The following is a 25,448-nucleotide window of genomic DNA, read 5'->3' as shown; positions in this document are numbered from 1 at the left end:
GACAAGCGTCGCGTTTTTAGTGATATTGGTAAAACGTGTCCAAAGAAACACCGAATTCCTGCGTTCGTCACTGACCCTGTTACCTTGCTCATCATTAATTGAATGCATGAAAGCGCATGCTCATATTTGAGACTGTTATCTCAAAAAGCCATGTCATGCAACGATTGAAAATCACCGGACTCTCCAAGACTTACCCTAACGGCACCCGCGCGCTCGACGGCGTGTCACTCGACATCCCTAACGGCATGTTTGGCCTGCTCGGACCCAATGGTGCTGGGAAATCAACCTTTATGCGCATACTGGCCACGCTCGCCCGGCCCGACGCCGGGGCTATTTCGTTCGACGGACAGGACATTCTGCAACACCCCGATGAGCTGAGAAACAAACTGGGCTACCTGCCACAGGATTTCGGTGTATACCCCGGCGTTTCAGCGGAAGCGCTCCTCGACCACCTGGCGGTGCTGAAAGGACTGACAGAAAGGTGGGAGCGACGCGAACAAATTGCTGCCTTATTGCAGCAAACCAACTTGTACAGCTATCGAAAACAATCCGTGAGCACTTTCTCTGGTGGGATGCGGCAAAGGTTCGGCATTGCACAAGCGCTGCTTGGTAATCCGCAATTGGTGATCGTCGACGAGCCCACCGCTGGCCTCGACCCCTCGGAACGGAACCGGTTTCATGATCTGCTGTGTGAAATCGGTGAGCAAATCGTCGTGATCCTCTCGACGCACATCGTGGAAGACATTCATGACCTATGCCCACAAATGGCGGTGCTCGCCAGCGGGCGTGTGATATTGCAAGGAAAGCCTGACGAACTGACCGGCTCACTGAGAGGCCGTCTCTGGCGCAAGGCCGTTAGCCGCGACGAACTGTCCGATTTGCGTGCATTACTCCCCGTCATCTCTACGCGCAGGGTCGGCGGGCTTACACAGGTGCACGTGCTGGCCGCGGAGCGCCCGGGTGGAGCTTTTGAAGCATTGGAGCCGGGGCTGGAAGACGTATACTTCGCGACGTTGGCCAATCAGCCGGGAAAGGAGGTGTTGCCATGCTAACCTCCCTGCTCCGTTTCGAAGTGGAGTACCATTTCAAACAAATCACCTTCCGCATGGCTGCAGCGTCATTTTTCGGGCTTGGCATGCTTATGACTTTTGGCAACTTCGGAGGCGACGATGTTTCCCCTAATGCGCCCTATGTAACGGGTTTTATCGTCTGCCTGCTTTCGCTGTTCTCGCTTTTTGTTACCACGCTCGCCTGCGCTTCGGTCGTGCTTCGAGACGTGCAGTATCAGATGGAACCGTTGGTGTTCACAACCAGCGTCGGACGCCTACCCTATTTTATGGCACGACTGGGCGGGCTGCTGGGGGCGGTTGCTTTTGTGATGCTCATGGCAGCCGCAGGCATTGCACTTGGGCCACTTTTGGGGAGTGCTAAACTTCTCGCGCCATTCAGGATATCGCATTACCTACTTCCGTTTGCCATTTTTGCCCTGCCAAGCATTATTTTTTGCAGCAGCATAGTTTTTACGACGGCCCTGCTTACCCGCAACGTGCGCTATGTGTATGCGGTGGGCGTTTTGCTCTTCATTTTGTACTTCACAGCCTCCATCTTAGGCAATTCGCCGGTGATGGCGAGTTCCACGCACAGTCCAGGCGGGCCCGGCTGGCTTTCGGTGTTGCTGGATCCGTTTGGACTTACCGCGTTTTTTGGGGAAACCGCCAATTGGCCGGTGTGGCGCCGGAACACGGAGCTCTTTCCGCTTACCCCCGCTTTCCTGTCCAATCGCTTGTTTTGGACAGGCCTGTCTCTCGGGCTACTCACATTGGCCTATCGCCGCTTCCAGTTTAGGGTTTTGATAGAAAATAATAGTAAAACAAAAGCAGCCGCACCACAGCCCCCAATCACAACGGCTTATCGTACTTTCAAGACTTTTACAACGGGATTTAATTATCAAATACAAACCTTTTCGAAAATCCTCCACCTTGAAACGAAAGCATTGCTAGGCCATGTACTGACGCTGGTGTTACTGGCATTATGGGTATTTTTCACAACGGTCGAGCTCTCCGAAAACCTGACGTCCGGCCCTTATGGCGTTCGAAGCTATGCCACAAGCGGAATGCTGGCGGAGCAATTGCTGACCGTGCGTCCGGCGTTGCTGTTACTCATTTTCTTTGCCTCGGAGATGGTCCACCGCGAGCGGAACACTGGCATGCACGCACTCATTTTCGCTACGCCGGTTTCGAAAACGACATTTGCCATTGCCAAATCATCAGCCCTGCTCATCTGGATATTAATGCTCATGACCGTTCATATTCTTGCCGGCATTGCATTTCAGTACCTGGCGGGCGTGAAGGAGTTCCAGTGGAACCTCTATTTTTCGCTCTACTATTATGCGGGATTGCCACTCATGCTTTACGCTGTCCTGATCATTTTTATTCAAATCATTTTTCAAAACAAATACCTTGGCATGTTCCTGAGCGGAGTGGTCATTGGCTTGTTCCTGTTCGGACGGAAACTGGGGCTGGAAAGTTACCTTGTCCGTTTTGCCGTTACGCCGCCGCTGCAATATTCAGATATGCACGGTTTTGGTCATGATGGGCTGGCATTCGATGGTTATATGCTTTATTGGGCGTCGTTCGCGCTGGTGCTGGGAATCATGGGTGCGCGCTTGTGGGTAGATGGTATGCACGACACTTGGGCGTCGCACGTGCGTGAAAGTCTCCGAAATTGGGGCAGACCAGCCGTTGCCATCGCTTTATCAGGATCAATGTTATGTGCAGGAACCGGCTTTTACATTCACTCCCAAACCGGGCATTCGGCCTATAATCGAAACGGCGGGACCGACCCGGAATGGCAGGCAAAATACGAACGCAAATATAAGCGGCTCGAAAACATGGCGCAACCTGTTATAACTGCCATTAATATCCAAACTGACCTCTACCCCGACGGGCACTATTATACTGTTAAAGGAAGTTACAGGGTTACAAATAAATCCGGCAAGGAAATTAGACAGCTCTGGTTTGGGGTGGATCCGGATGTGGAACTGACCACGTTACAACCCGAGAACGCTGAGCCGGTCTGGTCGGACAACGTTTTTCATGAGTACCCCTTTCATTTGCAAAAGCCGCTTGCACCAGGTGCGGATATGACCATCCGGTTCGCCATCCGTGTGGAGCGCCCGCCTTACAAAAGTTTCAACAGTGAGAATTCCGTTGCCGAAAATGGTACTTATATCGAATTGGAAAAATACCTCCCGCATTTGGGCTACATGGCGAACTATGAAATAACGGATCCCCGGCAGCGACAGAAATATAACCTCCCAGAACGGATCAGTATTCCGTCCTCCGATAGCACCTACCATTTCATTGATTTTCAAAACCTTATCTCCACAGACTCCGATCAACAGGTAGTCACCACCGGCACGCTTCACAAGACATGGCTCGCTGGAAAGCGCAGGTATTTTCAATACAAATCCGCCCAACCCATCCCGTTCATGTTTGCACTGAGCTCGGCGCGCTACGCTTTACGGACCGACCAGTACCAAGGGACCACATTCCGCATTTACTATCATCCCGGCCACGAGGCGAATGTGCCAGCCATGATGCTGGCCATGAAAGACGCGCTCGATTATGGTAATACGCATTTTAGCCCGTATCCGCTCCGTGAACTCACACTGGCCGAAATCCCGCATTATCCGGGCTCGGCAACGGCCTATCCCGGCGTCATTTTCAGCCATGAACGCATCAATTTCACGACCGATTTCAGCGACAGCACACGTTTTAACTTTACTTACGCTACGACCGCGCATGAAACCGCGCATCAATGGTGGGCTGGCCGTGTGTCCGCGTCGTCCGGGCCCGGCTATGCATTGCTTACCGAGTCGCTCGCCAAGTATACCGAAGCCATGGTTACCGAAAAGCGTTTTGGAAAATCATACCTGCGTCCTTACCATTTGGCAGATAAACAGCTTTACTTCGCATTGCGCAATGCAAATGGTGAAATAGAATTGCCACTTTGGATGGCTCAGGAGCAGCCTTTTGTACACTACCAGAAAGGCGGCCTGGCTTTATATCATTTGAAAGAAGCATTGGGTGAAGAACATATTACAAAGGCATTGCAGCAACTGATCGCGCAACACGGCTATCCGCGAAGCAAGCCCCGTCCAACGGATCTGGTTGAGACATTGAAAACGGACGCTACGCCAGCCCAGGTCCGGCTTATTGACGAGCTCTTCAAAAAGGTGATTATTTATGATAATGATTTTAAAATACTGTCAAACAAGGCATTACCCAATAAAAAGTATCAATTGATATTGCAGGTCAACATTCACAAAACAGATGAAACTACTGGAAAACCTGTTCCAATGCAGCCGAACGACGAAGTCGAGATTGCTATCTTCGACCGGGAAATAGTAGCAGGAAAGAGGTTGCCCGAACCCGTTTATTTGCAAAAACATCAGTTTTCGAGGTCCTCGACGACGATCAGCATCATTACATCCAAACGCCCCGTAGCGGTGGTGCTTGATCCGATGGCTTTTATGTTGGATGATTGAAGGAAGGAATGGAGGAAGAAGGGAAAAATGGCGCGAAGGTCCACCTTCGTGACTAACTTTTTGCAGGCCTGCGGACGGTCGGCACGGCAAGGCGACACTGCGGTGCTCACCGGCCGGAGGCCTGCGAATAGTGGGTATAAGTCACGAGATTTGCACCGGCGCTTCAAGAAGTTTTGAACTTTTGTATCGGCATTGTAATTCTTCCTTCAACCCGGATTTGTATCAACATGGACCTTGTTTTTGAAAAAGATATTAAAGACTCTTTCCGCATTACACACCTTGAATGCACTGAGAAAGAATCGCCTGTGCCCGAGCGGCTTGGGTATCACCGGATTGTTTTCTTGCAGGAAGCTGCGGGGGAGATTGAAATCGATGATGTGCGGTTTGACCTTTCAGGAAAAAGCCTGTTTCTGCTTTCAAAAGGGCAACTTTGTCGTTTGCCGGAGCGTAGTCTGTTAACGGGTTATGAGCTGAGTTTCGGGGATTGTTTCTGGGAAAGGGCACCCGATAGCGCTAGTAATTGCAAGGCTGTATTGTTTAATAATGCTGCTGAAAATCAGCGATTACCGGTAAGTGAGCTGGCATTTGTAGAGCTAAACTTCCTGTTCGAATCGCTTAACCGGGAATTTGGAGCCGAAGATTATGTCAACAAGCTGGATGCGCTGGCCGCCTACCTGAAAATCATCATGATCAAGATTGCGAATATCAATGCGGAGGCAGGTGCGGGCTTTGATAACCATGAAAAAAAACTTTACCGCAACTTCATCGAGCTCGTGAGCCGCAAATACCGCGAGATGCACGAGGTAGCCGAATATGCCGATGCATTGAACATTCCGGCACGCAGGCTTTCGGATATTTGCAGGCGTTGTGCGGGTAAAGGTGCGAAGGAAATCATCAACGGGCAGATCGTGGCGGAGGCGAAGCGTTCGTTGCAGTTTTCGTCCCAGCCGGTAAAGGAAATCGCTTACCAGCTGCATTTCAGCACGCCCGAGCAGTTCAGCCATTTTTTTAAGAAGAACGCGATGATATCGCCTCAGGATTACCGAACGCGCTTCGTCAATTTTGGCAGGTGATCCGCAGAATCTGACATTCCCTGGCGCGGCGCACAGACCTAATTTTGTAAAAACAAAAAACACAAAATTATGTCTGTCAACGCATTGCAAACCATCGCGGGAATCCGCATTCCCGATAGCAAGCTGGCCAACGACGCCACCGACCTGCTCCTTGAACACGGCACCGAGTTCATTTACAATCACTCATTGCGCGTGTTCTTATTTGCCTCTCTGAACGGAAATCGCGAAAAACGCGCTTACGATCCCGAACTGCTGTATATCAGCTCGGTATTCCACGACCTCGGCCTCGTGCCGCATTTCAGCAGTCCCGACAAGCGTTTCGAAGTGGACGGAGCGAATGCGGCCCGTGATTTCCTGAAAAGCAACGGACTTCCCAAGGAATCGATGCAGCTGGTTTGGGACGCCATCGCTTTACACACCACCATCGGCGTGGCCGAATACAAAGAACCCGAGGTCGCACTCCTCTATTCGGGTGTTGGGCTCGACGTGATGGGTGAAGGTTATGAACACCTTACTGCAAACGACCGCGAGGCGATCGTCACCGCATTTCCACGCAACGATTTCAAAAACAGGATCATACCCACATTCTTTTCCGGCTTTGCGCACAAAACCGACACCACTTTTGGCAATATTAAAGCCGACGTATGTGCCTATATGATCCCCAATTTTGAGCGCAAAAACTTTTGCGAATGCATTTTACATTCACCTTGGAGCGAATAGACACAGGCCGGGTATTTAAATAATCATTTCAAATACCCGGGCACTTCCTCAACAATCGATTCAAATAGCCGTTTCGCGCTGGTATGTTTGAGTACCGGCGCGATCTGCCCGCTCCAGAACATGATCAGGTCCCATTGCTTCGCTTCGGTAGCCGCTTTACGAAGCGGGACGATAAATTGATTTTGCAATGGAAACGGCAACAATTCATCATTATGGCCGGCGAGTGTCTCGGTGTACCGGCTTCGGATTCCCCTGCCTAAACGGCCAGTCGATACCCTCGTCAAAGTCGTGTAACGCGCCGCGTCCGAATGTAGCATGTTGCGATGATATTCGGTAGCACCCGATTCTTCGGTCGCGAGGAATGCCGTTCCAATTTGCACACCCTCTGCCCCGAGTGTGAATGCGGCCGCCACACCACGCGCATCGGCAATACCGCCTGCGGCAACTACCGGTGTCTTTACTTTGTCGCGGATCTGTTGCACCAGCACAAATGTGCCCGTCAACGACGCCTCGGCGGAATCCAGAAACGACGGCCGGTGCCCGCCGGCTTCAAAACCGGAAGCAATGATGACATCGACGCCTGCATTTTCCAATGCGAGTGCTTCATCGAGCGTGGTGGCGTTGCCGATGAGTTTAATACCCTTTTTACGAAAATCTTCCAGGATGGTTTCAGAAGGTACGCCAAAAATGAAGCTGAACACCGGCGGCTTAGCCGTCAGCAATGCTTCGACCTGGTTTTCAAAGCGGGATGGATAAGCTTTGGGTTTGGCTGGCAGCGGCGCGCCGAGTTCGTCAAAAAACGGTTTAACCAAAGCCGAGGCTTTTTCAAATGCCTCATCTGAAATCTCCCCGGCAGCAAAATCGCTGTCGGAGATCCAGAGATTAATGTTGTAGGGTTTGTTAGTGGCTTGTTTGAGTTCTTTATCAAGCGAGATAATGTCTTCGGGTGTGAGCATGTATGCGCCGTAGCCACCCATTCCACCGAGGTTGGAAACTGTCGAAACGAGTTTAACGGAAGACAAATTTCCACCAAAAGGTCCTTGCAATATCGGATAATCGATTCCCAGCGTGCGGGAAACATTGGTTTGATTCCACATAAACGATGCGGCGGGCCGGAAGTAAAACCCGCTGCGCAAATTAAGCATGGAAAACGAAAGCCGGTGCGTGACCTATGTCACAATTTGACAGTAGCGCGACGAATGATAACCGGCTCAATAACAAGAATCAATCATACCTCGTAAAATAACGTCGCCCCACGGCCTAAGAAGCCTTGGGGTCGACGCCCTAACTCAGCCCGAGGTCAACGATATGTCAGCTCCGCAGACGCTGCACAGGCCCGATCCGCCCGGAAGCGTATCCAGCGCGCATCGAAGCCCGCCGGAAAGTCGAAAGCCAACTCCATGCCCGGTTTGACAGTGAACGTCTTATAAGTCATCCAGGGCCCATTCCCAACCGGATCGGCTTCCAGCGTGAAAGTCACCGCCTCCTTCGCGTCATGCGAGAGTTTCAAGCTTTTTTTGTCATAAAAACCGATTAAATATGGATCCGAACTTTCACCGGCATTGACCTTCGTATCCTTCCATGGTCCTCCGTGCCCCAAGGGTTTACCCAATTTCCATAGGTCATCGATTGCCCCGGCCCAGATGGCGGCCTTTTTATCGTTGGAAACGATGATATGCTCACTATTGCGCATCGCGGCCGCATCGATGCCCGTCATAACGAGCAGGCCACGGTACGAGGCGTAGTCGTGAATGCGCAGGTTATGGGACGATACCGGGCGGATTTTAGCATAGCCATCGGCATTCTCGGCAGGCAGCTCGTAAAATGTGCCGTGGCAATTGAAGAGATCGCGTTCGGTGGCCACTTCGCGGCAGATGCGCAGGGCGGCCTGGTTCGTCAATTCGGTGAAAGCCTCATTACCAAGCGGTAAGCGCCAGCGGCGGCCTTTGTCGTCTATTACCAGAACAGAGGACGCGTCAACCGTTACGACTTGCTTGGGAACCGCAAATCTGGCTTTGATAAATGCATGCGTTTTAGTATCCTGCTGGCGTACCAATTTCATATTCGCATCCAGCTCATAATAACCGGCATCGCTTGACCCGTTCGCATTAAAATCCATGGCAGCGACACCCAGCACCCGCCGGTTTTCACCCAGGCCGTACAACAACCCACCGTGACTGATTTTCGAATTAGAGCTCGTTAATCCTTTGAATATCGCATTGGCCGTATTAGCCCTCTTATCGTCGGAAGTATAGGTAAAATGAACCGTCGCGCGGGTTGCTTTATCCGGCCTGACCCTGATCCATTCACCGGCGTCTGTTGCAGCAAAGACAATGCTGGACGACGTTTTCCCGGCAACTTTCACTGTTTTTAATGCAGACCATGCACCATTTCCTTTTTTATCCACTTCCAAAACAAACGCGGTTTCCTGATCGCCATCATTCCGGATCCAAACCGAACGGTGCGCCCAACCTGTAAAAAGGAATGGTTCCGATATTTCTTCGGCTTTAATGGCCTCATCCAACCATACCGAGCCCTCCGCTGAATTTGGTCCGAGCCGATCGGGTAGGTTAAGGGGTGTAAACCAAAGGTTCGAGTTGGACTGGCCGGGGCCCTCTATCCCACCCTTTGCTTTTCGTTTATTTAAAAATTCCCGCTGCGCCGAATCGTCACAGCCGAAAACAAGCTGTTCATTCCAACGGGCAAAATCGCCGATCACTTTCAAATAGGCCGATCGTGGCCGAATTCCGGCACTGTTTTTGGAATTAAATTGTCCGGGAAATTGCCAGAACATGCCGTGCATGGTCATAAGGTAATCTGGTTGTTGTGGCGTGCCTACGTCCCGGATACGCGGCCATTCGGTATTCCAACCATGCGCGCCGTCGTAGGCGTGGCTGGCTTTTGGCAGACGGTAAAAGCTCCATTGGCCATGATCACGCGTGCCGACCAGCACCGATTTATGGTCCCAGCCCGTCGCCCAGATCGGGTCGGTTTCCGGATTGGCATTGCCATAAATACCGCCGGGGCCGCTCACTTCCACAAACTGGTTACGGCGGATCACCTTCCAGTTCTTGCCATCCCATTCCGACAGGGATCCCGACTCGATATCAAACTGCTTTTCAGCCTTCGCGCCCGGCTCGCCATTATTGGAATACACCGCCACGCCCTGCCCGGAGTAGAAGCCTTTTCCGTGCGTGCCTGGCAAGAGGCCTTTCGTTTGATAGGTCGCTTTACTGGCTTCGCTACCTTTTTCGATATTCCCGTCCTCGTAGAGCATCGTCGGAGCAAGCGTTTTTACATCCACTTCATAAAAACCTTCCTCCATAGTTCCGTAGAGGATCTTTCCTTTCGGATCGGTCAAATGACGTGCGTTTCCGGTGTGGCGACCGGGCATTGCCTTATAAGGAATCGTGCCCACATTTCCTTTGCTATCCACCGCGTACGGGCCTATAAAGAGCTGGTTGCTTTCGCGGTGGATCATCCGGTTGGCAGGCGTACCGCCGATGCTCTCCGGTCGAACGGTCTGTTTCAAATCGGGACTGATCTCGTACAGCTTGTCCGACGACCCAAAAGGCAAATGCGGGCCATAAGTTACCGCCCAGAGCTTTCCGGCCCAGGGCACGACCGCACCGGTACCGCATTCGCCTTCATTGTTGTACATGGCCAAATGTGGGTAAATACCACTGTACGCTGGTTGTTTTGGGGTTTGAGCCATTCCCGCCTGAGAGAGACACAGTAGGGAACCGGCTACCAGTGCCCGCACACGATTGCTATTCATCGAAAAATTCATTGTTCTGAAAATCAAAAGGATGATACCCCCGCATTGCTAACTAGCTGCGGGGGGAAAGTTAGAGTTAATACCCGGAATTCTGCGTGATATTCGGGTTCACACGCCGCTCCACCGCTGGGATCGGCCAGAGGTATTGCCTGGTTTTATCGAAACTGCGTTGGGAAAGCGCCTTCACATCGGAACCGAAGCCAGTGTAATCGGCAATGCCGTCGTCGTCCAGCGGCGTTACGCCGGGGAAGGGCCACTTCGCACGATTTTGCGCTGCGGGATCTGGCAGGCCTATTACCGGTGTTACCAGTGCTTTTTCCGCCAGTTTCCAGCGGATAAGGTCCATATAGCGCAAGCCTTCCCTCGGGAACTCCACCCGCCTTTCACGACGCAGGATCTTGCGAAGCGCCGTTGCATTGGTTGTCGTCACGACCGGATACGCGGAAGTTTGCTCCACTGTCACGCCGTATGCCCTTGCTTTCACCTGGTTAACAGCGTTCAAAATACTTTCATCGATTTCTCCTAGCTCGATTTTGGCCTCTGCGTACGTCAAAAGCATTTCGGCATACCGGACGATGATGGCGTCGTTGTCTTCCACAAGCCGGTCAGCCCAGGTTTGGTCAATGCCTTTTTTCCAAAGCAGGCCCGTAAAACTTGCGAATGCAGCCACGGCGCGATTGTCTTTGTTGGAAACGCGGCGGTTTTCTTTCGCACTGAACACTGTTAAGGAGTCAGGATGAGGCATATAGTTATAGCCGAGCCATTGTGTGTTGAATTCGACAATTGTGGCCATGAGACGTGGATCACGGTTTTTGAATGGCGCTTTCGGATTGTATAAGGCGGACTCGTCGATCGGCTTGCCATCCGTGCATTCGTAGGCGTCCATCATGTCACGCGTGGGAAGTTGCGCCCCATACCCGCCGGCATTACGCGAGATATTGTCCTGCACATAACCTGCGCCGTTGAAAACCTGTTGCTTTTCCTCTCTTGGCACGCTCATGATGATTTCTTTGCTCGTTTCACCTGCTTTAAGGAACAATTGAGAGTAGCTGGAATGCAATGCATACACGCCCGATTCCATCACGGCCTTCGCCGCATCCCGCGCGATTTCCCATTTGCCGGTATACAATGCTGTTCGGGCCTTGATGGCCTGTGCAGCGCCTTTTGTCAGCCTTTTCGTTTCCGAAGCGCCATAGGATACAGGCAGGTTCGCTATCGCAAAATCGAGCTCATCGAAAACAAATTGCAGGATTTCCGACTGATTTTTCCGGGCAATGCCGTAGGATTCTTCCAGCGCTACCGGATCTGTAAGCAATGGCACGTCGCCGAAATGCGTGATCAGCCGCGCATACTGATAGGCACGGATAAGCCGCATTTCCGCTTCCAGCCGCAGCATAATAGCGGCCGGTGTGTTACTTGCGGCGCGTTCCTTATTCACGAGGAAAGTGTTCACGCGGGCAATGGCCTTGTAGCTGTTGAGCCAAAATGTCTGCACAGCAGCGTCGTCCGCATTCATAGTACCGCCTATCACAGCATTCGTGAGCTGTCCGCGATGCCATTCATTGTCGCTGTACAGTTCATTGTCGTTACCCCAGAACGCCAGCCGGTACAGGTCGTTTACAGCCAGTTCGAGCTCGGTCTGATTGGAGTAAAATGTGCCGGTGGATGCTTCGGAAAGCGGGTTCAGGTCCAGGGTATGGCAACCGGTCGTACCAGCGAGCATTAATAGAAATAGGGTCTTTTTCATGTCTGATATGTGGATTTGCTAGAACCGGATGGTGGCGCCTGCCATGAATGTGGCTACAATCGGATACGAGTAGCTGGCCGATTCCGGGTCGAGGTATTTAGGAAATTTACTGAGCGAGAACACGTCATTTGCCGACAAGTATAGCCTGACCGATGGCATACCGGTCCGTTTGACCAAATCCTTTTTAAACGTGTATCCCAATGTGATGTTTTTGAGCCGGAAATAGGCTCCGCTCCTGAGCCAGTAATCCGAAAGCGCGTAGTTGGCACCGTTGGAAGTTCGCGAGAGTCTCGGATAGGTCGCTTTCAGGTTCTGCTCCGCCGTATTATTGTTACTCCAAAACTTCCCGACCATTTCCGTGGACATATTACCGAACGCCTCTGCAAACGGCTGCGTTACCTCTGAGCTGAGCTGTGATAGCTTTTTGGCGACTCCCTGAAAGGTTATACCCACATCAAATCCCTCATAATCGGCCCGCAGATTCCCCCCATATAAATAGCGCGGCAATGCGCCGCCCAGCAGCACTTTATCGTCGGTCGTGATCTTACCGTCCTGGTTAATATCCACATACCGGACATCGCCGGGTTTGGTAGTGACATTCAGCACGGGCGCTCCTTTGATTTCGTCTACCGTTTGGAATAATCCGTTGGAAACATAACCGAACCATTCGTTATACTCGCTGCCGTTCCGAATAATCTGGTCGCCGCGGAACTCGGTGCCCTTCAGGTCGCCCACGGTCGATTTGGCGTCCGAAAGGTTGGCCGAAACGGAATAGTTTAGCTTGTTAATACGGTCGCGCCAGCTGAGTTCCAGCTCCCAGCCTTTCACGTTCAATGTGCCCGCATTCTGGTTGGGTTTGTCGTAGCCGAGATAAAGCGGAATATCGAGTGGCAGCAGGATATTCGTGGTGGTTTTTTTGTAATAATCGGCCGCTAATGTCAGACGGTCGTTCAGAAATGAAGCGTCGACGCCGATATCTGCGGTACGGCTGGTTTCCCAGCTGATATTTTCGACGGCGTATACTTGTTGTGCGCCGCCCGTTAACGGAACTACGCCCCCATTTTGGTAAAACAATGCAGTAGAGAAATCGATGGTGGCCATGTAGGGATAATAGGCCGGATTTCCATCCTTATCGAGCAAACGCTCGTTACCCGCCTCACCCCAGGAGCCCCGCAGTTTCAGGAATGACAGCCAATGGTTGTTTTTAAGAAAATTTTCCTCCGAAACAGTCCAGCCTGCTGAAACCGAAGGATACACCGCTTTGCGATACTTTGCCGCGAACCGCGACGAGAGATCCGATCGAAGGTTTCCCTGAATGAAATACCTGCTTTTGAAATTGTATTGCAGCCGCCCGAAGAACGAATGCAAGCCGGATTCATTGGCGCTGCCCGAGTTGTCGCGCAATTCGGTGGAACCGGAATTGAGGTAAGGAAAACCAGTCAATGCAAAGCCGCTGCGTGAAGCGCCCAGTGTCTCAATCGAACGATAGTTTTCTTCAAAACCAGCCAGAACATCGATCGAATGCACTGAATTGAATTCCCTCGCATAATTGGCCAGCAACTGCCCGTTGATACTCATACCCTCCGACCGGCCTTCGGTCAGTACCGTCCGCGCCTGGTTCACCACAGTTCCGACCGTGCCATCCGGGTTCGTGAAACGGATCTGTTTGGAAAAAAACTTACTCTTGTCAAGATCGAACACCGGCGCTACCAGTGCGGTGAACGTGAGGCCATTAAGTGGTTTGTAGTTCAGCGACATCCGCCCGCCGATCTGATTGTAAAGCATTCTTGAAAAACCACCATCACCAAGCTGCGCCACCGGATTACGGCCATCCTTTCCTACTGCGAGATTGCCATTTTCGTACACATCATCATAGATAGGTGGCATGACGCGCGCCTCGTAAATCGGGTTGTAGGAGCTGCTTGGGAGTTCGTTCGAATTGCCTTTGTTGGTCGTGCGCTTATAAAACACGTCCAGGTTGACGCTGATTTTGTCGTTGACCTGCATGTCGTTGTTCACCCGGAACAGGTAGCGATCGTACGAACGGTGATCATAGAACGCACCGGAACTGGCGTAACCGAGTGAGGCCTTGGTTTTGATCTTGCCCGTACCCATCGTAAAGACTACGTCGTGCCGCTGGCGCGGCGCATTACGGCGGGTGAGGATGGATTTTTGCCAGTTGGTATTGGGGAATCGGTCGGGACTGACGCGGTTACTGTCGAGGTATGAAGCAACGTAGGCGTCTGCAAACGGCCCGGCGCTGGCACCGTCGTTCACGGCCTGCTCGTTGAAATACCGCATGTAATCCTGCACGCCGACATATTCGGGCGAGGCCGTCGCGCGCTGCACGCCATACTCATAAGTGTATTCCAGGCTTCCTTGTCCACTTTTTGCACGTTTGGTGGTGACCAGGATTACCCCGGCCGCGCCCCGCGAGCCGTAGATGGCCGCCGAAGCCGCGTCTTTCAATACCGATATATTCTCCACGTCGCCTGGGTTCACATTATCGATGCTGCTCACGGGCACGCCGTCCACGATCACCAGCGGGCTATTGGTACCGATTGTCGTAATGCCGCGTATCAGAATGCTCGAACCGGAACCCGGCGCACCGCTGCTACGCGTAACCGATACGCCTGCCACGCTACCTTGCAAAGCGTCGGACACCTGTAAAGTCTGACGGCCGCCCACATCCCGCGCACCAATGGACGAAATGGCGCCGGTAAGGTCTTTCTTTTTCTGGGTGCCATAACCCACCACAACTACCTCCGAAAGCGCGTTATCGGCTGGTTTGAGCGCCACATCCAGTTTTGTCCGCGTACCCGGAGCGATGTCCTGGCTTTGGTAGCCCACAAATGAGAAGGTAAGCGTCACGGTTTCACCCTCTGACAGAGCAAGCGTGTAATCACCATTGGCGTCGGTCACCGTTCCCCGTTGGGTACCTTTGATGACGATGCTCACGCCGGGTAGCTCCTTTACACCTGCGTCGGTTACCTTGCCCGCTAGCTGCCGCACCTGTGCGAATAGCGGACTCAGCGAGCCGAAAAGCAAGGCACAGCCAAGTAGAATTTTTTGTCGCATATTTTTTCGATTATTTTAGGGTTTCTTGCCGTTCCGGGACTCCACCCGGGGCTTCGAACGGCGTAAATAAAAATTTGAGTGAGCAAATATAAAATTGGACAATACGGTGATTTTCAAATGCGCTTAGCCAGTTCGCTATCCAAAATTATGGACAACCTAAAAAGCTGACATACAGAAGTTTATTGTATGAGTATTATGGAGAATGGACAAGACAAGGCGAGCGTTTTAGACCACCTCGATCACTGCTGCCAACTGGTCAGCGAAAAGTACGGAAAGCCAGACGCCGTCCACTGGACGAACAGCGACTTCATCAGGCTTAGCAGCATCCTTTACAGGCAGACGCAGGTACAGATCAGCCCGAACACGCTGAAACGGATTTTTGGGAAAATTAAAACCGACGCACGTTACTATCCTCAAAAAGCCACACGTGACTCGCTCGCGCGTTATGCAGGGTTTGCGGATTGGGATACCTTCACGCATGCACAGCTCCTGCCGTTGCCAGAACTAAACGCCGCTGCGAGCGGCAGTTACGGAGACATTGCAGTGCCGTTCCGCCAGCCAACACCGACGTTACCGGCTGGCCCATCCGGCGAATTTCCGCGTTTGAGGCCGGGTATTTTTGCAGGTTTGACACTCATTATCATTGTTGGACTCGCCTGGATAGGAAAGTTGCTTTTGACAAAAGAAGAACCTGCAGTGACCTTTTTTGCCGAAACCCGGCGGGTGGCAATCCGCATTCGGCAGTATTTGTGCTGAGAGGTTTTGAAAACGTCGGGCAGCTGGGTGACGACTACGATATCCTGTGGGGCGATGGGGATAAAATGGCGCTTAATGCAAAGGATAGTGCTTATTCACATTACTATGAGACACCTGGCCGGTATTTTGCGGTGTTACGCAAACAGCAAATCCCTGTTGATACAGTGCCCGTTTTCCTGCAAACCGACGGCTGGACGGCAACCGCTAACATGATGCATGACACCACGCGGGTATACCCTATCGAACTTCCCGACCTGTTCACCAATGGCCGTAACAGCGTAAATGCCGCTGAGATCGCGCATGCGGGTGTGGATACGAACCGTACTTTCTTTGTCGACTTTATCAATAGCCACCTCACCGGTATCAATGGCGATAATTTTGAGTTGCTGGTAGACATAAAAACGTCGCCTCCCCGCCCGGGCGTCCGCTGCTCGCAGGTACGCCTGACTGTTTATGGTGATTCTTCCAACCATATGGTCGATATTATGAAACCGGGCTGTGTTCACTGGAGCAAGCTGCGATTTTCTGAATTCTCCGAAAACGGGCGTTCCGACGGCCTTAATTTCCTCGGTGCTGACCTCACCAACGGCGGAACGCTGGAACTGAAGGTGGTGAACCGTCATGCAAGGCTGTTGATTAACGGTAAGGAAGTTTATAAAAACACCTATCAAAAGCCGCTAAGGCACATTTACGGGCTTGATGTGATGTTCGCCGGAATTGGTACCCTGCGATCGGTACAGTTGAAGGATTTGAAAACAGGTAAGCGATTTGCCGGGAATTTTTAGCGGGTAAATGCATTGACTCCACCATTTGGATCCGCGGTGATCTGCTCCATATAATCGCTGTTCCATAATCCAATCCCGATTTGCTTTTTGGACAGTTCGAAATGCTTTTTGCAAATTTCAACCACCTTTTTAAAATCGCCCTCCCAGCTGAAAACCAGATTGATCAAATGATTGTCGGGCTCCCAAAAGGTATTTGACAAATGCGTCTGGTTGTTTTCAGCCAGATAGCTGTAAGGGTGGGTCGGGATCACCGCAGGTTTAAGTCCTGCCTTCATTAAATCGTCGATCAATGCCCTGGCCAACGGCTCGTTTGCGTCGCCTTTGTACAATACCGAGCCGAAAACGATGTTCCGGGGAATGGCATAAACGACCGGAATATTGTTAGTAAAATAGGAATTGGCAGGAACTTTCAACTCATATTGATCATGCCCGACTATGAGATCGGCTGTTACAATGGCCTTGCCAGTTTGCAGCCGGAATTTATAGGTGCCCTCCGAAAGGGCTGTTTCAGGAATGTAAATGTTTCCCCAGGACTGGCACTGATCTCCGTTCGGCCCCGGAAAAACCTGGCACTTCCCTTTGCTGATCTTTTCTACCAGGCGCACATCGATCACGCGTCCCTGTATCTGGTACTCAAATTTATAGTCGGCCTTGTCTGTTGAAGCGTTGACGTTAATAAAGCTCATCAATAGGTGCCTCCCTCTCTCGACATTTGCTTCGTGATGCCAGTAAAGACCCAATCCCTCTTTGTCCATAACATTCAACTCATCACGGTTCTTGCAATGGGTGCAAAAGGCGATACAGAAGATTAACAGGATGTGAAAAAGTCGTTTCATGCGCGAAATCCGGTTTTTGCATTGGAGGACAGTTCTGCTCCCCAAATCGTTGCATGGCAGTTACTTCTTATGATAACTCAGCCCCTTCCTGCTTCGACACCCTTTTTCTTTTCTTTTTCCACCAATTAAACATTGCCACCACCCCGATAGCTAGCAGCACAAACGGCCAAACCGCGACGAGCACCACTGCAAAGCCGCGCAAATTATCAAGCCCATCACCAAATGCATCCGCAAGCTCGCTCATGAACGGGTTGGATGTGTAAATCGGTTTGAAAAACACAATTTCAAGCGTGGCATATTCCACGTCGTTATTCAGTTGCTTGAATTGCGCTTCCATCGCCTCGATATCGGTTCTTATCTCGCCAAGTTGTTCTTCAATTTCTAAAATTTCCTTGACCTTGGTCGCCTTACCCAGCAATGCGCGGTAGCGGATTTCGATCTCCTTTTTCGTTTTGATCCTCGATTCCGTATCGACGTAGCGGGCTGTGACGTCCTCAGTCGAAATTGATCTGTGCCTGAATTCTGCGACATCCTTTGTGGCCGATGACACAAACTTTTCGAAGCGTGCGGTGGGCACATGCACGACCATCGTATAAGACATGTCACTGCTGTTCCGTTCTTCATCATCCCGGCCAATGTATCCCCCATTCGCCTTCACCGAGGCCAGGATCGTCTGTCGTGTTTTGTCCGCATCGTCGGTTTCAAATTCAATGCGGCCGTTTTTCACAAGCTTTTGCTCGGCCGACTTTGGTGGAGCATTTGAAATTACTTCTTCCACTTCTTCCTTCTCCTTAGGCACCGGTTCAGCATCCACTTGAAATGCGACTTCCGCATTTTCCTCCTGCCGCCCCTGGCAGCCTCCCAGCATAACGGTAACCGCAATAATTGCTAACCATTTCATAGCTATTTTTATATTTAATTTTCTTAAATATATATTTGTAACTGATTAAATGCAATAGTGCCTTTTGGAATATTAATCATGAAAAACAAATACACCCACAACAATGAACAACCGGCTGGCGGCGATGAATGTAAAGTCATTGTTACGAGTCTGATCCTCTTTATACTTTCCTCTATTCTCCGGCATTTCGGCAAATCATTTGCTCTTGGCAAAGGAGTCACGCTTTCCCTGCTATTTGTATTCATGTCTTTTCCATCGGAAGCCTTTAACCCATATGCGCATCGCAATTGCTTCCTGATATTTCATGGAGACACATTGATTATGGACTCCTATCCACTCAGTGATTTGCCTGGCGCGCAAAAAGAACTTGTTGACCGACTTAGTTTGAGTGAGAAACCGGATGGATCAAAATGCTACTCCCCGATCACACTGTATTGGGAGGTTCATGACGACCAACTTTTCCTGGTCAAAGCAGACTCGGAATGTTATAGTGATGCCCAAGAAAAGGCTACGCTTGAATTCATTTTCAGAAAGTATTATCACACTGGTGAAGTCGCGGCCGACTGGTATTCCGGCAGCGTTTATGGCATGGTGGGACCGGCAATATGGGTATCCACTTTTGTCGCTCCTGTTTTCAAAACTGAATGGGAATGTGTAATCTCGAAAGGCAAATTGGTCGATGTCCGTCATCATGACAATTCAAAATCAAGGCGTTCCGTTTACGCGGATAAACCGCACCTTCTTAGTCGAACAATCTATTCCGGGATCAATTGGAAGAAGGTTCCTGAAATTCAGGGTACCCTGTCGCGCGTGTTTCTTAAATTCTCTGCAAATGAAAATGGCATAGTGGACCAGGTGGAGGTGTTAAAAGGCCTTGATGAGCAAACTAATAAGGAGGCTATCCGGGTTATCAAGCTTATTCCCAGCTGGTTTGTGGTATTCCGGCATGGTAAAATAGAACGGGTGCCGTACACGATCCCCATCGATTTCGGCGCAGAGACCCGTAAAATGTATCAAAAATAACCCCTACCTTTGCCCCCAATATGTCATGGTCTGAAACTACATATCGCCCATCTGCTGACATTGCAGCCTGACGCTGGTCTTCCGAATTACTATCTCTTCGGGACCCGCGACAATTCCCTGCTTTGATCTTATTCATTCACGCTATGCGCGCGGACAGGCGATGTGCTGCCCATAGCTCAGACTTTTATAACAATGACATCTTTGACATCTCATGGGTGGAATACCCATTTCGAACAATACTTCCATACTTACCAGACACAAGGGCTCGAAGCGGGACGGGTTACTGCCATCGAAGGCTTTCGGCATAAACTGGTTACTGAGAACGGGCAAGTTGACGCTACTCTTTCGGGCGCGCTCGTCAACGGGCTCGACAATTGGGAACTACCCAAAGTCGGTGACTGGGTCGCTTTCAAATCTTATGACCAGGAAGGCATTATCATAGCCGTATTGCCGCGGCTTAATGAACTCAGCCGCAAACTGCCAGGCCGCAGCACCGAAAAACAGGTGATCGCAACCAATATCGATGTCGCATTTATCGTGCAGGGTCTCGACCGCGATTTCAATCCGATGCGGATGCAACGGTATATTGTGCAAATTATGCAATGCAATATCCGGCCGGTTGTGCTGCTCAACAAACAGGACCTGGTCGAAGACCCGGAACGGTTCCGGCAGGAAGTGACCGCACTGGGCTACGAATGCCCGGTTTTGTTGTTGAGCGCAACCGGGCACGAAGGACTGCAAGAATGGGCCGCGGAACATTTACACCCGGGCGAAACGTATGTCCTTATCGGTTCCTCCGGCGTAGGCAAAAGCACGCTCGTAAATGCGTTGCTGGGCTACCGCTTGCAGGAGGAAGGTGATGTAAGTGATTTTAACCAAAAAGGAAAGCATACCACTGTGTCGCGAAATCTGGTGATGCTGCCGTCTGGCGCCATGCTGATAGACTCGCCGGGCATGCGTGAGTTCGGCGTGACGCTTGATTCCGATGATCAGAGCCTGAACTATCATCCCCTGTTGGCTGCGCTAGCGGCCAAATGCCGTTTTCATGATTGCACACACCAGCACGAGCCGGGATGTGCCGTTGTAGCGTCTGTACATAGCGGTGAACTTCCACGCGAAGTTTACAACAGCTATTTAAAAATCAGCAGGGAACAGGCACATTACCAGACCGGTTCGGTCGAGCGGAAACGTACCGAGCGGCAATTCGGAAAAATGGCCAAGCAGGTGTTTCAATACAGAAAACATCGAAAATATTAGTATTGAGTTTTTATAAGCGCTCCGTTCACCCGGGGCGCTTCCTGTCTTTTCGGTATTCAAAAGAAAAAGAGGAACATGCCGCCCCTCTCTTTACTCAAACTACAATGAAATCATGTCCGGAGACCGGACACTCTTAAAAGGGGCCATGCCCAGGTTCTCTAATGACTTTCGGCAAAATCACCGAGTGAACGGTATTTGAAAAGTATGACTGCGATTGCCTGCCATAAAAAAACCTACCTCGCAAACCAGCTCCATTGGCGCTGCTATGCGAGGTAGGTTTGAAATACTACTTAAATAGAAGCCTTCGCTACCGGAGCGCAGACGGGTGTTTCATGCTTGCCGCCATGCTTGAAAGCGAGCTTTTTAATGAGTAGTTTGTCAGGTGTTGCAACGCCTTCCCGGACTTTGATAAACTGATTGGCAGCAACGTTTTGCAACTTCTGCACCTTGCCGCTTCCATTCCAGCGAATCTCGATCTCGTCGATCACGCTGGCTTGGCCCAGACCGATCTCACGTTTGAATGGCTGAGATCCGAAACTGCCTCCCGAGGATACCACACGGTAAACACTCCGCGTTTTCCCATTTTCGGTAAAGGTCAGCTTGATTTTTGAGCCGACAGCAGCCTTATTGGCGGCCATTCCTTCCAGATCGAGAGAAATCCAGTTGTTGTCGCTCTGCCCGGGGTTCATGAAGAAGGAACTTTGATATGCATCTCCAATGTAAGCGCCGCCCATTTCAATGTAAATGTCCTGGTCACCATCGTTGTCCATATCGGCAAATGCGACGGAATGTCCTTTCTGCAAGCTACCCACCTTTGCCGAAGTGGTCACATCCGCGAAAGCCTTGCCTTCGATATTCTTGAACATCTTATTGGGGATCAAAGATTTGTAGCTGGGATTACCTGTTCCGATGAAAATATCGAGGTAACCGTCGTTATCGATGTCACCAAAATTTCCGCCCATCGCAAAGCCGGTTTTATCGAGCCCTATGGCTTTCGTCACGTTGGTAAATGTGCCGTCGTGGTTGTTATGATAAAGCACGGGTTGGCCATGAAATTGAGGTGAATTACCCAGACGCTCAGCCGCGGCGTAGTAACTCAGGTTATAATCCATCGTATAATCGCCGCACAAAATGTCCTGCCAGCCGTCGTTGTCATAGTCCCAAAACCAGGTAGCGAAACTGCGGTTCTGATCTTTGTCCAATGTGGCAGCTTGCGTTACATCCTCGAAACTAAGTCCGCGGCCATTATTCCCATTTCCAACTCCCTTATTACGAAGCAGGAAACGTCCACCGCTTAACGTAGAAATAAAGAGGTCGTTCCAGCCGTCGTTGTCGTAATCTCCTGAAGTAACACCTTTTACAAAAGCTGCAATGTCCGTTTTTGTCTGCTTGGCAACTTCGGTAAATGTGCCGTTTTTGTTGTTCAGGTAGAGTTCGCAAGGGTGATAATTTGCCCCGATGGTCGTTTCATTTCCAATAAAAACATCCAGCCAGCCGTCGTTGTTGAAATCGTTCCAGGTGGCCGTCTGCGTCGGGTGCCGCGAAAGCAATCCCGCATCGATGGTGACGTCGGTAAAGGTCCCGTCGCCATTGTTCCGCAGAAGCGAATTGGGCTGGTCACCATACGGACTGCCCAGCCACGCACCGCGCATGACGAAAATGTCCTTGAAACCATCATTGTTATAGTCGGTCTGCATCATATGCAGGCCGCCGGTGAACTTGTTCAGCCGCGACTGTTCCGATTTATCCGTGAACGTCCCGTCGCCATTGTTTTTGAAATAATGCATCGGTTCGCTCAGGTCCCAACCTGTGGTCGCGAGATCCAGAAACCCGTCGTTGTCGAAATCTTCGGTAATCACGCCACCTGCCATATTCTTAACATCCAGCTTTAAATCGGGAGCGATATCTTCAAACGGCTTTACAGCAACGGGATCGGGAGCATCCATGGCCGGGATGAGCAACGGTTTTGGAACGTGCGCCGGATACTGACCCAGTGTCATATACGCGATGTTCAACAGCCATAATGCTTCGTAATCATCCGGCTTCTCCGCCAGCATTCTTTTATAAATGTCAACTGTCCCTTTCGAGCCTTTGGTATTACGATGGACCCCGCCGTTTTTGATCGGCAGAATGCACGCATCCACGGAATGGTTGTTGATGCAGTTGATCTGCTCGCCAAAACGAAGGTACGCAACAGCCATATCGTCGGTTACCTTCCGAAGCACGCCGGGCAAAACCGCAAACGGGCCCGGGCTCCTTTCGAGGTCTTTCAAAATGGCAATAGCGTCGTCGGGTCGGCCGAGTTGCAGCAATACATTGGCTTTGAATTGCTTAACCCTGAACCGCTGCCCTAATTCGCTCTGTGGAATTGCTTTTAGCAACGAATCGAGATAGGGCAATTGCGCATCGGGGCTGAAATTGTTTTGATAGTTAAATGCAATTTGTTTCGATTCTTCCAGCAAGCTCAGCATTTTGTCTTCCGACGTCGGCTTCGTGCACAGGCTTATCGCCAACGCGCCCGTAATCACGACGGTAAAAAGTATCATTTTTTGCCTCATGTTCTCTGTGTTAGGCTTATTTTTAACAAAACAGCACATACACGCAACATCCCCCTAGTTGCGCAACGGGTGGCAGCAAGGGGCGTCTCATATATGTTATTATTTCAAAAAAACAGCCGCGGAGGTGGCGAGGCAACGTGCAGGAATAAGGAAGGGAAAGTCAGTAAAACACCTTTGAAGCTGGCCGCTGTTTCGATCCAGTCGATCACAAAAAACCAGTGCTTCCGGTTGAAAATGAGGTAATCTTTTAAGAAGTTTTTAAGCAATTGCGGCGTCTTACCCTTGCCGTCGGTGACACCGCCTTTGACGTGCTTATCCACGTGGGAAACAAGGTCCAGATAACGGTCTTTAGCGGAAATATCCAACTTGCATTTTACATACAAGGTGTCGTTCATTAATTGTTGCTCGACAATCTCGTAGAAATCATCCCCTCGCCGCAGACGCCCCTCGGCTTGCTCGGCTACCTGCCAGTCGGTTTGGTAAGGGATCATGATCGGGATTTTCAGGATCAGGACTTCCCCGGCGGCTACCGGCTCCGGTGAAAAATCCCCGCTCTGAGCATCAGCCCAATACTCCCCTACCCAATACACAAGCGGGAAGCCCATGATATTGTAAAGGAGTAAGCCGCACAGGAGAATGGAGAAGACCTTTTTCAACCGGATCTTTTTGTTCAAATGTAGCTGTTTTCACAAATATTTTAGTCATATATATTCTACTAATATTTCCATTGAGATTTTACTTTGTGAATTTTTGGTGACATAGAACCGATCACCCGAAAAAATACAATACATTAGCCCACTTCTATTTAGCCTGTTTAACATGACCAACCTCGAACTCCTCATCCACCAGAACGCCAACGCCTACGACTGGACGAACAAACTCGTAGAAACCATCCCGTTCTACAAATGGGAAATCATTCCCGGCACCGTCGCTTCGAGCATTAGCTGGCAAGTCGGGCACCTGATCATCAGTCATTACTTCCACTCCATCATGGTCATCCGCGGCCATCAGATGGACATTCTCCGTCAATTGCCCGTCAAGGATTACAGCGACCTTTTCACCGTCGCCCCGGCTGATCAATCCACCGGCAAATTCACCGCAGAAAAACTATTCGCCGACCTGAAAACGATGCAGCAAAAATCCCTCGACATCCTCGCCACCGTCACCGAAGAAGAGCTGCAAAACCCATTAGAGCCAACCCCCACCCCGCATCCTATTGCCAAAACCAAATTTGAAGCTATTGACTGGAACATGAAGCATACCATGTACCACTGCGGCCAGATAGGGATATTGAGGAGAATCGTGGATAGGAGGTTTGACTTTGGGTTGAGGGTGGTGTAAGGATGCGAAACCTAAATTTGTACGATCACTTTGGAAACGTAAATAGCTTCCCTCAAGTCGAACACCCATTCACCGTTCCACGGCGGCTCACCCATACAAATCACTAATCCGTTTTCTAAAATCCTCCGGCGCGTACCCGGTCTGTTTCCCGAAAAAACGTGTAAAATAGGCCGGTTCCGAAAATCCCAGCTCATAGCTGATCTCCTTGATGGGTTTCCGCACATAGCCGATCTCCCGCTTCGCTTCAAGGATAAGCCGTTCGTTGATCATCTGACTGATCGTTTTTCCGAAGGACTCGCGGGTGAGCTCGTTCAATCGCTTCGCGCTGAGTGATAATTCGTTGGCATAAAAGCCAGCCTTGCGTTGCCTGCGGTAGTTGTTTTCGATGGATTCGAGGAGCATTTTCAGGCGTGGATCTCGTGCGGTGGGTTCGCCGGTTTCTTTTTGAAGTTCGATGCAATGCAAAAACCAGCTCCGGAGATAGGATTCCAGGATGGCCGGGCGCTTTTCAGACTGGTATTCGATATGAATGAGGTCCGTGAGCGTGTTTAGGATTGTCAGCTTACAGTCGGGTATGGTGACTGAGAAATTGGTGGAATACCTGAATAGCTTAAAGATGTCGTTGCCGATGAGCCTTTCGAAGAAATCTTTGGAAATGGCCATCAGGAAGCCGCATTTGTCGCGCTGGTCCATGCTGTGGACCTGGTCGGGCAGCAGGAGGAATACCTGGTTGGGCGCGATGGGATATTGGTTGAAATCGATATCATGTGTCTGATCGGGCTTGATCTCCGTGAACCAGAGCACTTCGTAAAAATCGTGACGGTGTACGCCGTTGAAGAAATGTTCATCGCCGTTTTCGATCGTAGTCATGGCGAAAAAGGATTCGCCAAGATCGTGCAACGGGAATTCCATGCGCTGCTGTTCTTCACGATGCTGCTCCTCTTTTGCTTTGCTCCTCATATAACCCATACCACTTCCCTGCTTCATAATGCCTTTCGCTGTCCCAAATATCGGTAACCGACGGTCTCCCGCAAAACACAAATCCC

At 50.7% G+C, this 25,448-nt stretch carries 18 protein-coding genes; 9 read left to right on the top strand and 9 right to left on the bottom strand.

Going from position 1 to position 25,448, the window contains the following annotated elements:
- The first annotated feature begins 155 nt into the window (after positions 1 to 155).
- From LZD49_RS28070 to LZD49_RS28055, 4 genes are all read left to right on the top strand, one after another.
- A complete protein-coding gene (locus tag LZD49_RS28070; RefSeq protein WP_234671168.1) occupies positions 156 to 1,052 on the top strand; it encodes an ABC transporter ATP-binding protein in 897 nt (298 codons plus the stop codon).
- Positions 1,046 to 4,549, top strand: a complete 3,504-nt coding sequence (locus LZD49_RS28065) for a M1 family aminopeptidase (protein ID WP_234671166.1) — start codon at positions 1,046 to 1,048, stop codon at positions 4,547 to 4,549. The genes LZD49_RS28070 and LZD49_RS28065 overlap by 7 nt, the downstream gene beginning before the upstream one ends.
- Before the next feature lie 227 nt (positions 4,550 to 4,776).
- Entirely contained in the window at positions 4,777 to 5,622 is an 846-nt protein-coding gene (locus tag LZD49_RS28060) for a helix-turn-helix domain-containing protein (protein WP_234671164.1), read from the top strand.
- 69 nt (positions 5,623 to 5,691) lie between these two features.
- A complete protein-coding gene (locus LZD49_RS28055) occupies positions 5,692 to 6,342 on the top strand; it encodes an HD domain-containing protein (protein WP_234671162.1) in 651 nt (216 codons plus the stop codon).
- Positions 6,343 to 6,365: 23 nt separating this feature from the next.
- Here LZD49_RS28055 and LZD49_RS28050 read toward each other — a convergent pair whose 3' ends face one another.
- From LZD49_RS28050 to LZD49_RS28035, 4 genes are all read right to left on the bottom strand, one after another.
- Complete coding sequence (locus LZD49_RS28050) at positions 6,366 to 7,439, bottom strand: nitronate monooxygenase family protein (protein ID WP_234671160.1); 1,074 nt, start codon at positions 7,437 to 7,439, stop codon at positions 6,366 to 6,368.
- A 203-nt stretch (positions 7,440 to 7,642) separates the two neighbouring features.
- On the bottom strand, positions 7,643 to 10,120 hold the full coding sequence (locus LZD49_RS28045; protein WP_234671158.1) for a hypothetical protein: 2,478 nt from the start codon (positions 10,118 to 10,120) through the stop codon (positions 7,643 to 7,645).
- Positions 10,121 to 10,196: 76 nt separating this feature from the next.
- Entirely contained in the window at positions 10,197 to 11,867 is a 1,671-nt protein-coding gene (locus LZD49_RS28040) for a RagB/SusD family nutrient uptake outer membrane protein (protein ID WP_234671156.1), read from the bottom strand.
- 18 nt (positions 11,868 to 11,885) lie between these two features.
- Entirely contained in the window at positions 11,886 to 14,945 is a 3,060-nt protein-coding gene (locus LZD49_RS28035) for a TonB-dependent receptor (protein ID WP_234671154.1), read from the bottom strand.
- Positions 14,946 to 15,140: 195 nt separating this feature from the next.
- Between LZD49_RS28035 and LZD49_RS28030 the strand changes: the two genes are divergently transcribed.
- Positions 15,141 to 15,701 carry a hypothetical protein gene (locus LZD49_RS28030; RefSeq protein WP_234671152.1) on the top strand — a complete coding sequence of 187 codons (561 nt, stop codon included), beginning with the start codon at positions 15,141 to 15,143 and terminating at the stop codon, positions 15,699 to 15,701.
- On the top strand, positions 15,695 to 16,486 hold the full coding sequence (locus LZD49_RS28025) for a hypothetical protein (RefSeq protein ID WP_234671151.1): 792 nt from the start codon (positions 15,695 to 15,697) through the stop codon (positions 16,484 to 16,486). Before LZD49_RS28030 ends, LZD49_RS28025 begins: the two co-directional genes overlap by 7 nt.
- On the opposite strand, the gene LZD49_RS28020 is transcribed toward LZD49_RS28025, so the two are convergent.
- A complete protein-coding gene (locus tag LZD49_RS28020) occupies positions 16,483 to 17,322 on the bottom strand; it encodes a hypothetical protein (RefSeq protein WP_234671150.1) in 840 nt (279 codons plus the stop codon). The genes LZD49_RS28025 and LZD49_RS28020 overlap by 4 nt on opposite strands.
- A gap of 67 nt (positions 17,323 to 17,389) precedes the next feature.
- Positions 17,390 to 18,223 (bottom strand): DUF4349 domain-containing protein, encoded by an 834-nt coding sequence (locus LZD49_RS28015; RefSeq protein WP_234671149.1) that lies wholly within the window; start codon positions 18,221 to 18,223, stop codon positions 17,390 to 17,392.
- Positions 18,224 to 18,301: 78 nt separating this feature from the next.
- On the opposite strand from LZD49_RS28015, the gene LZD49_RS28010 reads away from it, so the two are divergent.
- Together LZD49_RS28010 and rsgA are read left to right on the top strand one after the other, a co-directional pair.
- Positions 18,302 to 19,246 (top strand): energy transducer TonB, encoded by a 945-nt coding sequence (locus LZD49_RS28010; protein WP_234671148.1) that lies wholly within the window; start codon positions 18,302 to 18,304, stop codon positions 19,244 to 19,246.
- 192 nt (positions 19,247 to 19,438) lie between these two features.
- Positions 19,439 to 20,503 carry a ribosome small subunit-dependent GTPase A gene (gene rsgA / locus LZD49_RS28005; protein WP_234671147.1) on the top strand — a complete coding sequence of 355 codons (1,065 nt, stop codon included), beginning with the start codon at positions 19,439 to 19,441 and terminating at the stop codon, positions 20,501 to 20,503.
- 290 nt (positions 20,504 to 20,793) lie between these two features.
- On the opposite strand, the gene LZD49_RS28000 is transcribed toward rsgA, so the two are convergent.
- Both LZD49_RS28000 and LZD49_RS27995 read right to left on the bottom strand, forming a co-directional pair.
- On the bottom strand, positions 20,794 to 23,061 hold the full coding sequence (locus LZD49_RS28000) for a CRTAC1 family protein (protein WP_234671146.1): 2,268 nt from the start codon (positions 23,059 to 23,061) through the stop codon (positions 20,794 to 20,796).
- Positions 23,062 to 23,165: 104 nt separating this feature from the next.
- Complete coding sequence (locus tag LZD49_RS27995) at positions 23,166 to 23,735, bottom strand: hypothetical protein (RefSeq protein ID WP_234671145.1); 570 nt, start codon at positions 23,733 to 23,735, stop codon at positions 23,166 to 23,168.
- A 145-nt stretch (positions 23,736 to 23,880) separates the two neighbouring features.
- On the opposite strand from LZD49_RS27995, the gene LZD49_RS27990 reads away from it, so the two are divergent.
- Positions 23,881 to 24,402, top strand: coding sequence for a DinB family protein (locus LZD49_RS27990; RefSeq protein ID WP_234671144.1), 522 nt, complete (start codon positions 23,881 to 23,883; stop codon positions 24,400 to 24,402).
- 87 nt (positions 24,403 to 24,489) lie between these two features.
- On the opposite strand, the gene LZD49_RS27985 is transcribed toward LZD49_RS27990, so the two are convergent.
- Positions 24,490 to 25,389, bottom strand: coding sequence for a helix-turn-helix domain-containing protein (locus LZD49_RS27985; RefSeq protein WP_234671143.1), 900 nt, complete (start codon positions 25,387 to 25,389; stop codon positions 24,490 to 24,492).
- Positions 25,390 to 25,448 lie beyond the last annotated feature (59 nt).

Origin of the sequence: Dyadobacter sp. CY261 (assembly GCF_021440085.1) — a bacterium.
In the GTDB taxonomy this organism is placed as follows: domain Bacteria; phylum Bacteroidota; class Bacteroidia; order Cytophagales; family Spirosomataceae; genus Dyadobacter.
This window is presented reverse-complemented; position numbering and strand designations above follow the sequence as displayed.

What these genes read in the sequence shown, in the direction of transcription:
- LZD49_RS28070 (WP_234671168.1), top strand. Translation starts at nt 156, where the DNA reads ATGCAACGATTGAAAATCACCGGACTCTCCAAGACTTACCCTAACGGC.
- LZD49_RS28065 (WP_234671166.1), top strand. Translation starts at nt 1,046, where the DNA reads ATGCTAACCTCCCTGCTCCGTTTCGAAGTGGAGTACCATTTCAAACAA.
- LZD49_RS28060 (WP_234671164.1), top strand. Translation starts at nt 4,777, where the DNA reads ATGGACCTTGTTTTTGAAAAAGATATTAAAGACTCTTTCCGCATTACA.
- LZD49_RS28055 (WP_234671162.1), top strand. Translation starts at nt 5,692, where the DNA reads ATGTCTGTCAACGCATTGCAAACCATCGCGGGAATCCGCATTCCCGAT.
- LZD49_RS28050 (WP_234671160.1), bottom strand. Translation starts at nt 7,439, where the DNA reads ATGTGGAATCAAACCAATGTTTCCCGCACGCTGGGAATCGATTATCCG.
- LZD49_RS28045 (WP_234671158.1), bottom strand. Translation starts at nt 10,120, where the DNA reads ATGAATAGCAATCGTGTGCGGGCACTGGTAGCCGGTTCCCTACTGTGT.
- LZD49_RS28040 (WP_234671156.1), bottom strand. Translation starts at nt 11,867, where the DNA reads ATGAAAAAGACCCTATTTCTATTAATGCTCGCTGGTACGACCGGTTGC.
- LZD49_RS28035 (WP_234671154.1), bottom strand. Translation starts at nt 14,945, where the DNA reads ATGCGACAAAAAATTCTACTTGGCTGTGCCTTGCTTTTCGGCTCGCTG.
- LZD49_RS28030 (WP_234671152.1), top strand. Translation starts at nt 15,141, where the DNA reads ATGGAGAATGGACAAGACAAGGCGAGCGTTTTAGACCACCTCGATCAC.
- LZD49_RS28020 (WP_234671150.1), bottom strand. Translation starts at nt 17,322, where the DNA reads ATGAAACGACTTTTTCACATCCTGTTAATCTTCTGTATCGCCTTTTGC.
- LZD49_RS28015 (WP_234671149.1), bottom strand. Translation starts at nt 18,223, where the DNA reads ATGAAATGGTTAGCAATTATTGCGGTTACCGTTATGCTGGGAGGCTGC.
- LZD49_RS28010 (WP_234671148.1), top strand. Translation starts at nt 18,302, where the DNA reads ATGAAAAACAAATACACCCACAACAATGAACAACCGGCTGGCGGCGAT.
- rsgA (WP_234671147.1), top strand. Translation starts at nt 19,439, where the DNA reads ATGACATCTTTGACATCTCATGGGTGGAATACCCATTTCGAACAATAC.
- LZD49_RS28000 (WP_234671146.1), bottom strand. Translation starts at nt 23,061, where the DNA reads ATGAGGCAAAAAATGATACTTTTTACCGTCGTGATTACGGGCGCGTTG.
- LZD49_RS27990 (WP_234671144.1), top strand. Translation starts at nt 23,881, where the DNA reads ATGACCAACCTCGAACTCCTCATCCACCAGAACGCCAACGCCTACGAC.
- LZD49_RS27985 (WP_234671143.1), bottom strand. Translation starts at nt 25,389, where the DNA reads ATGAAGCAGGGAAGTGGTATGGGTTATATGAGGAGCAAAGCAAAAGAG.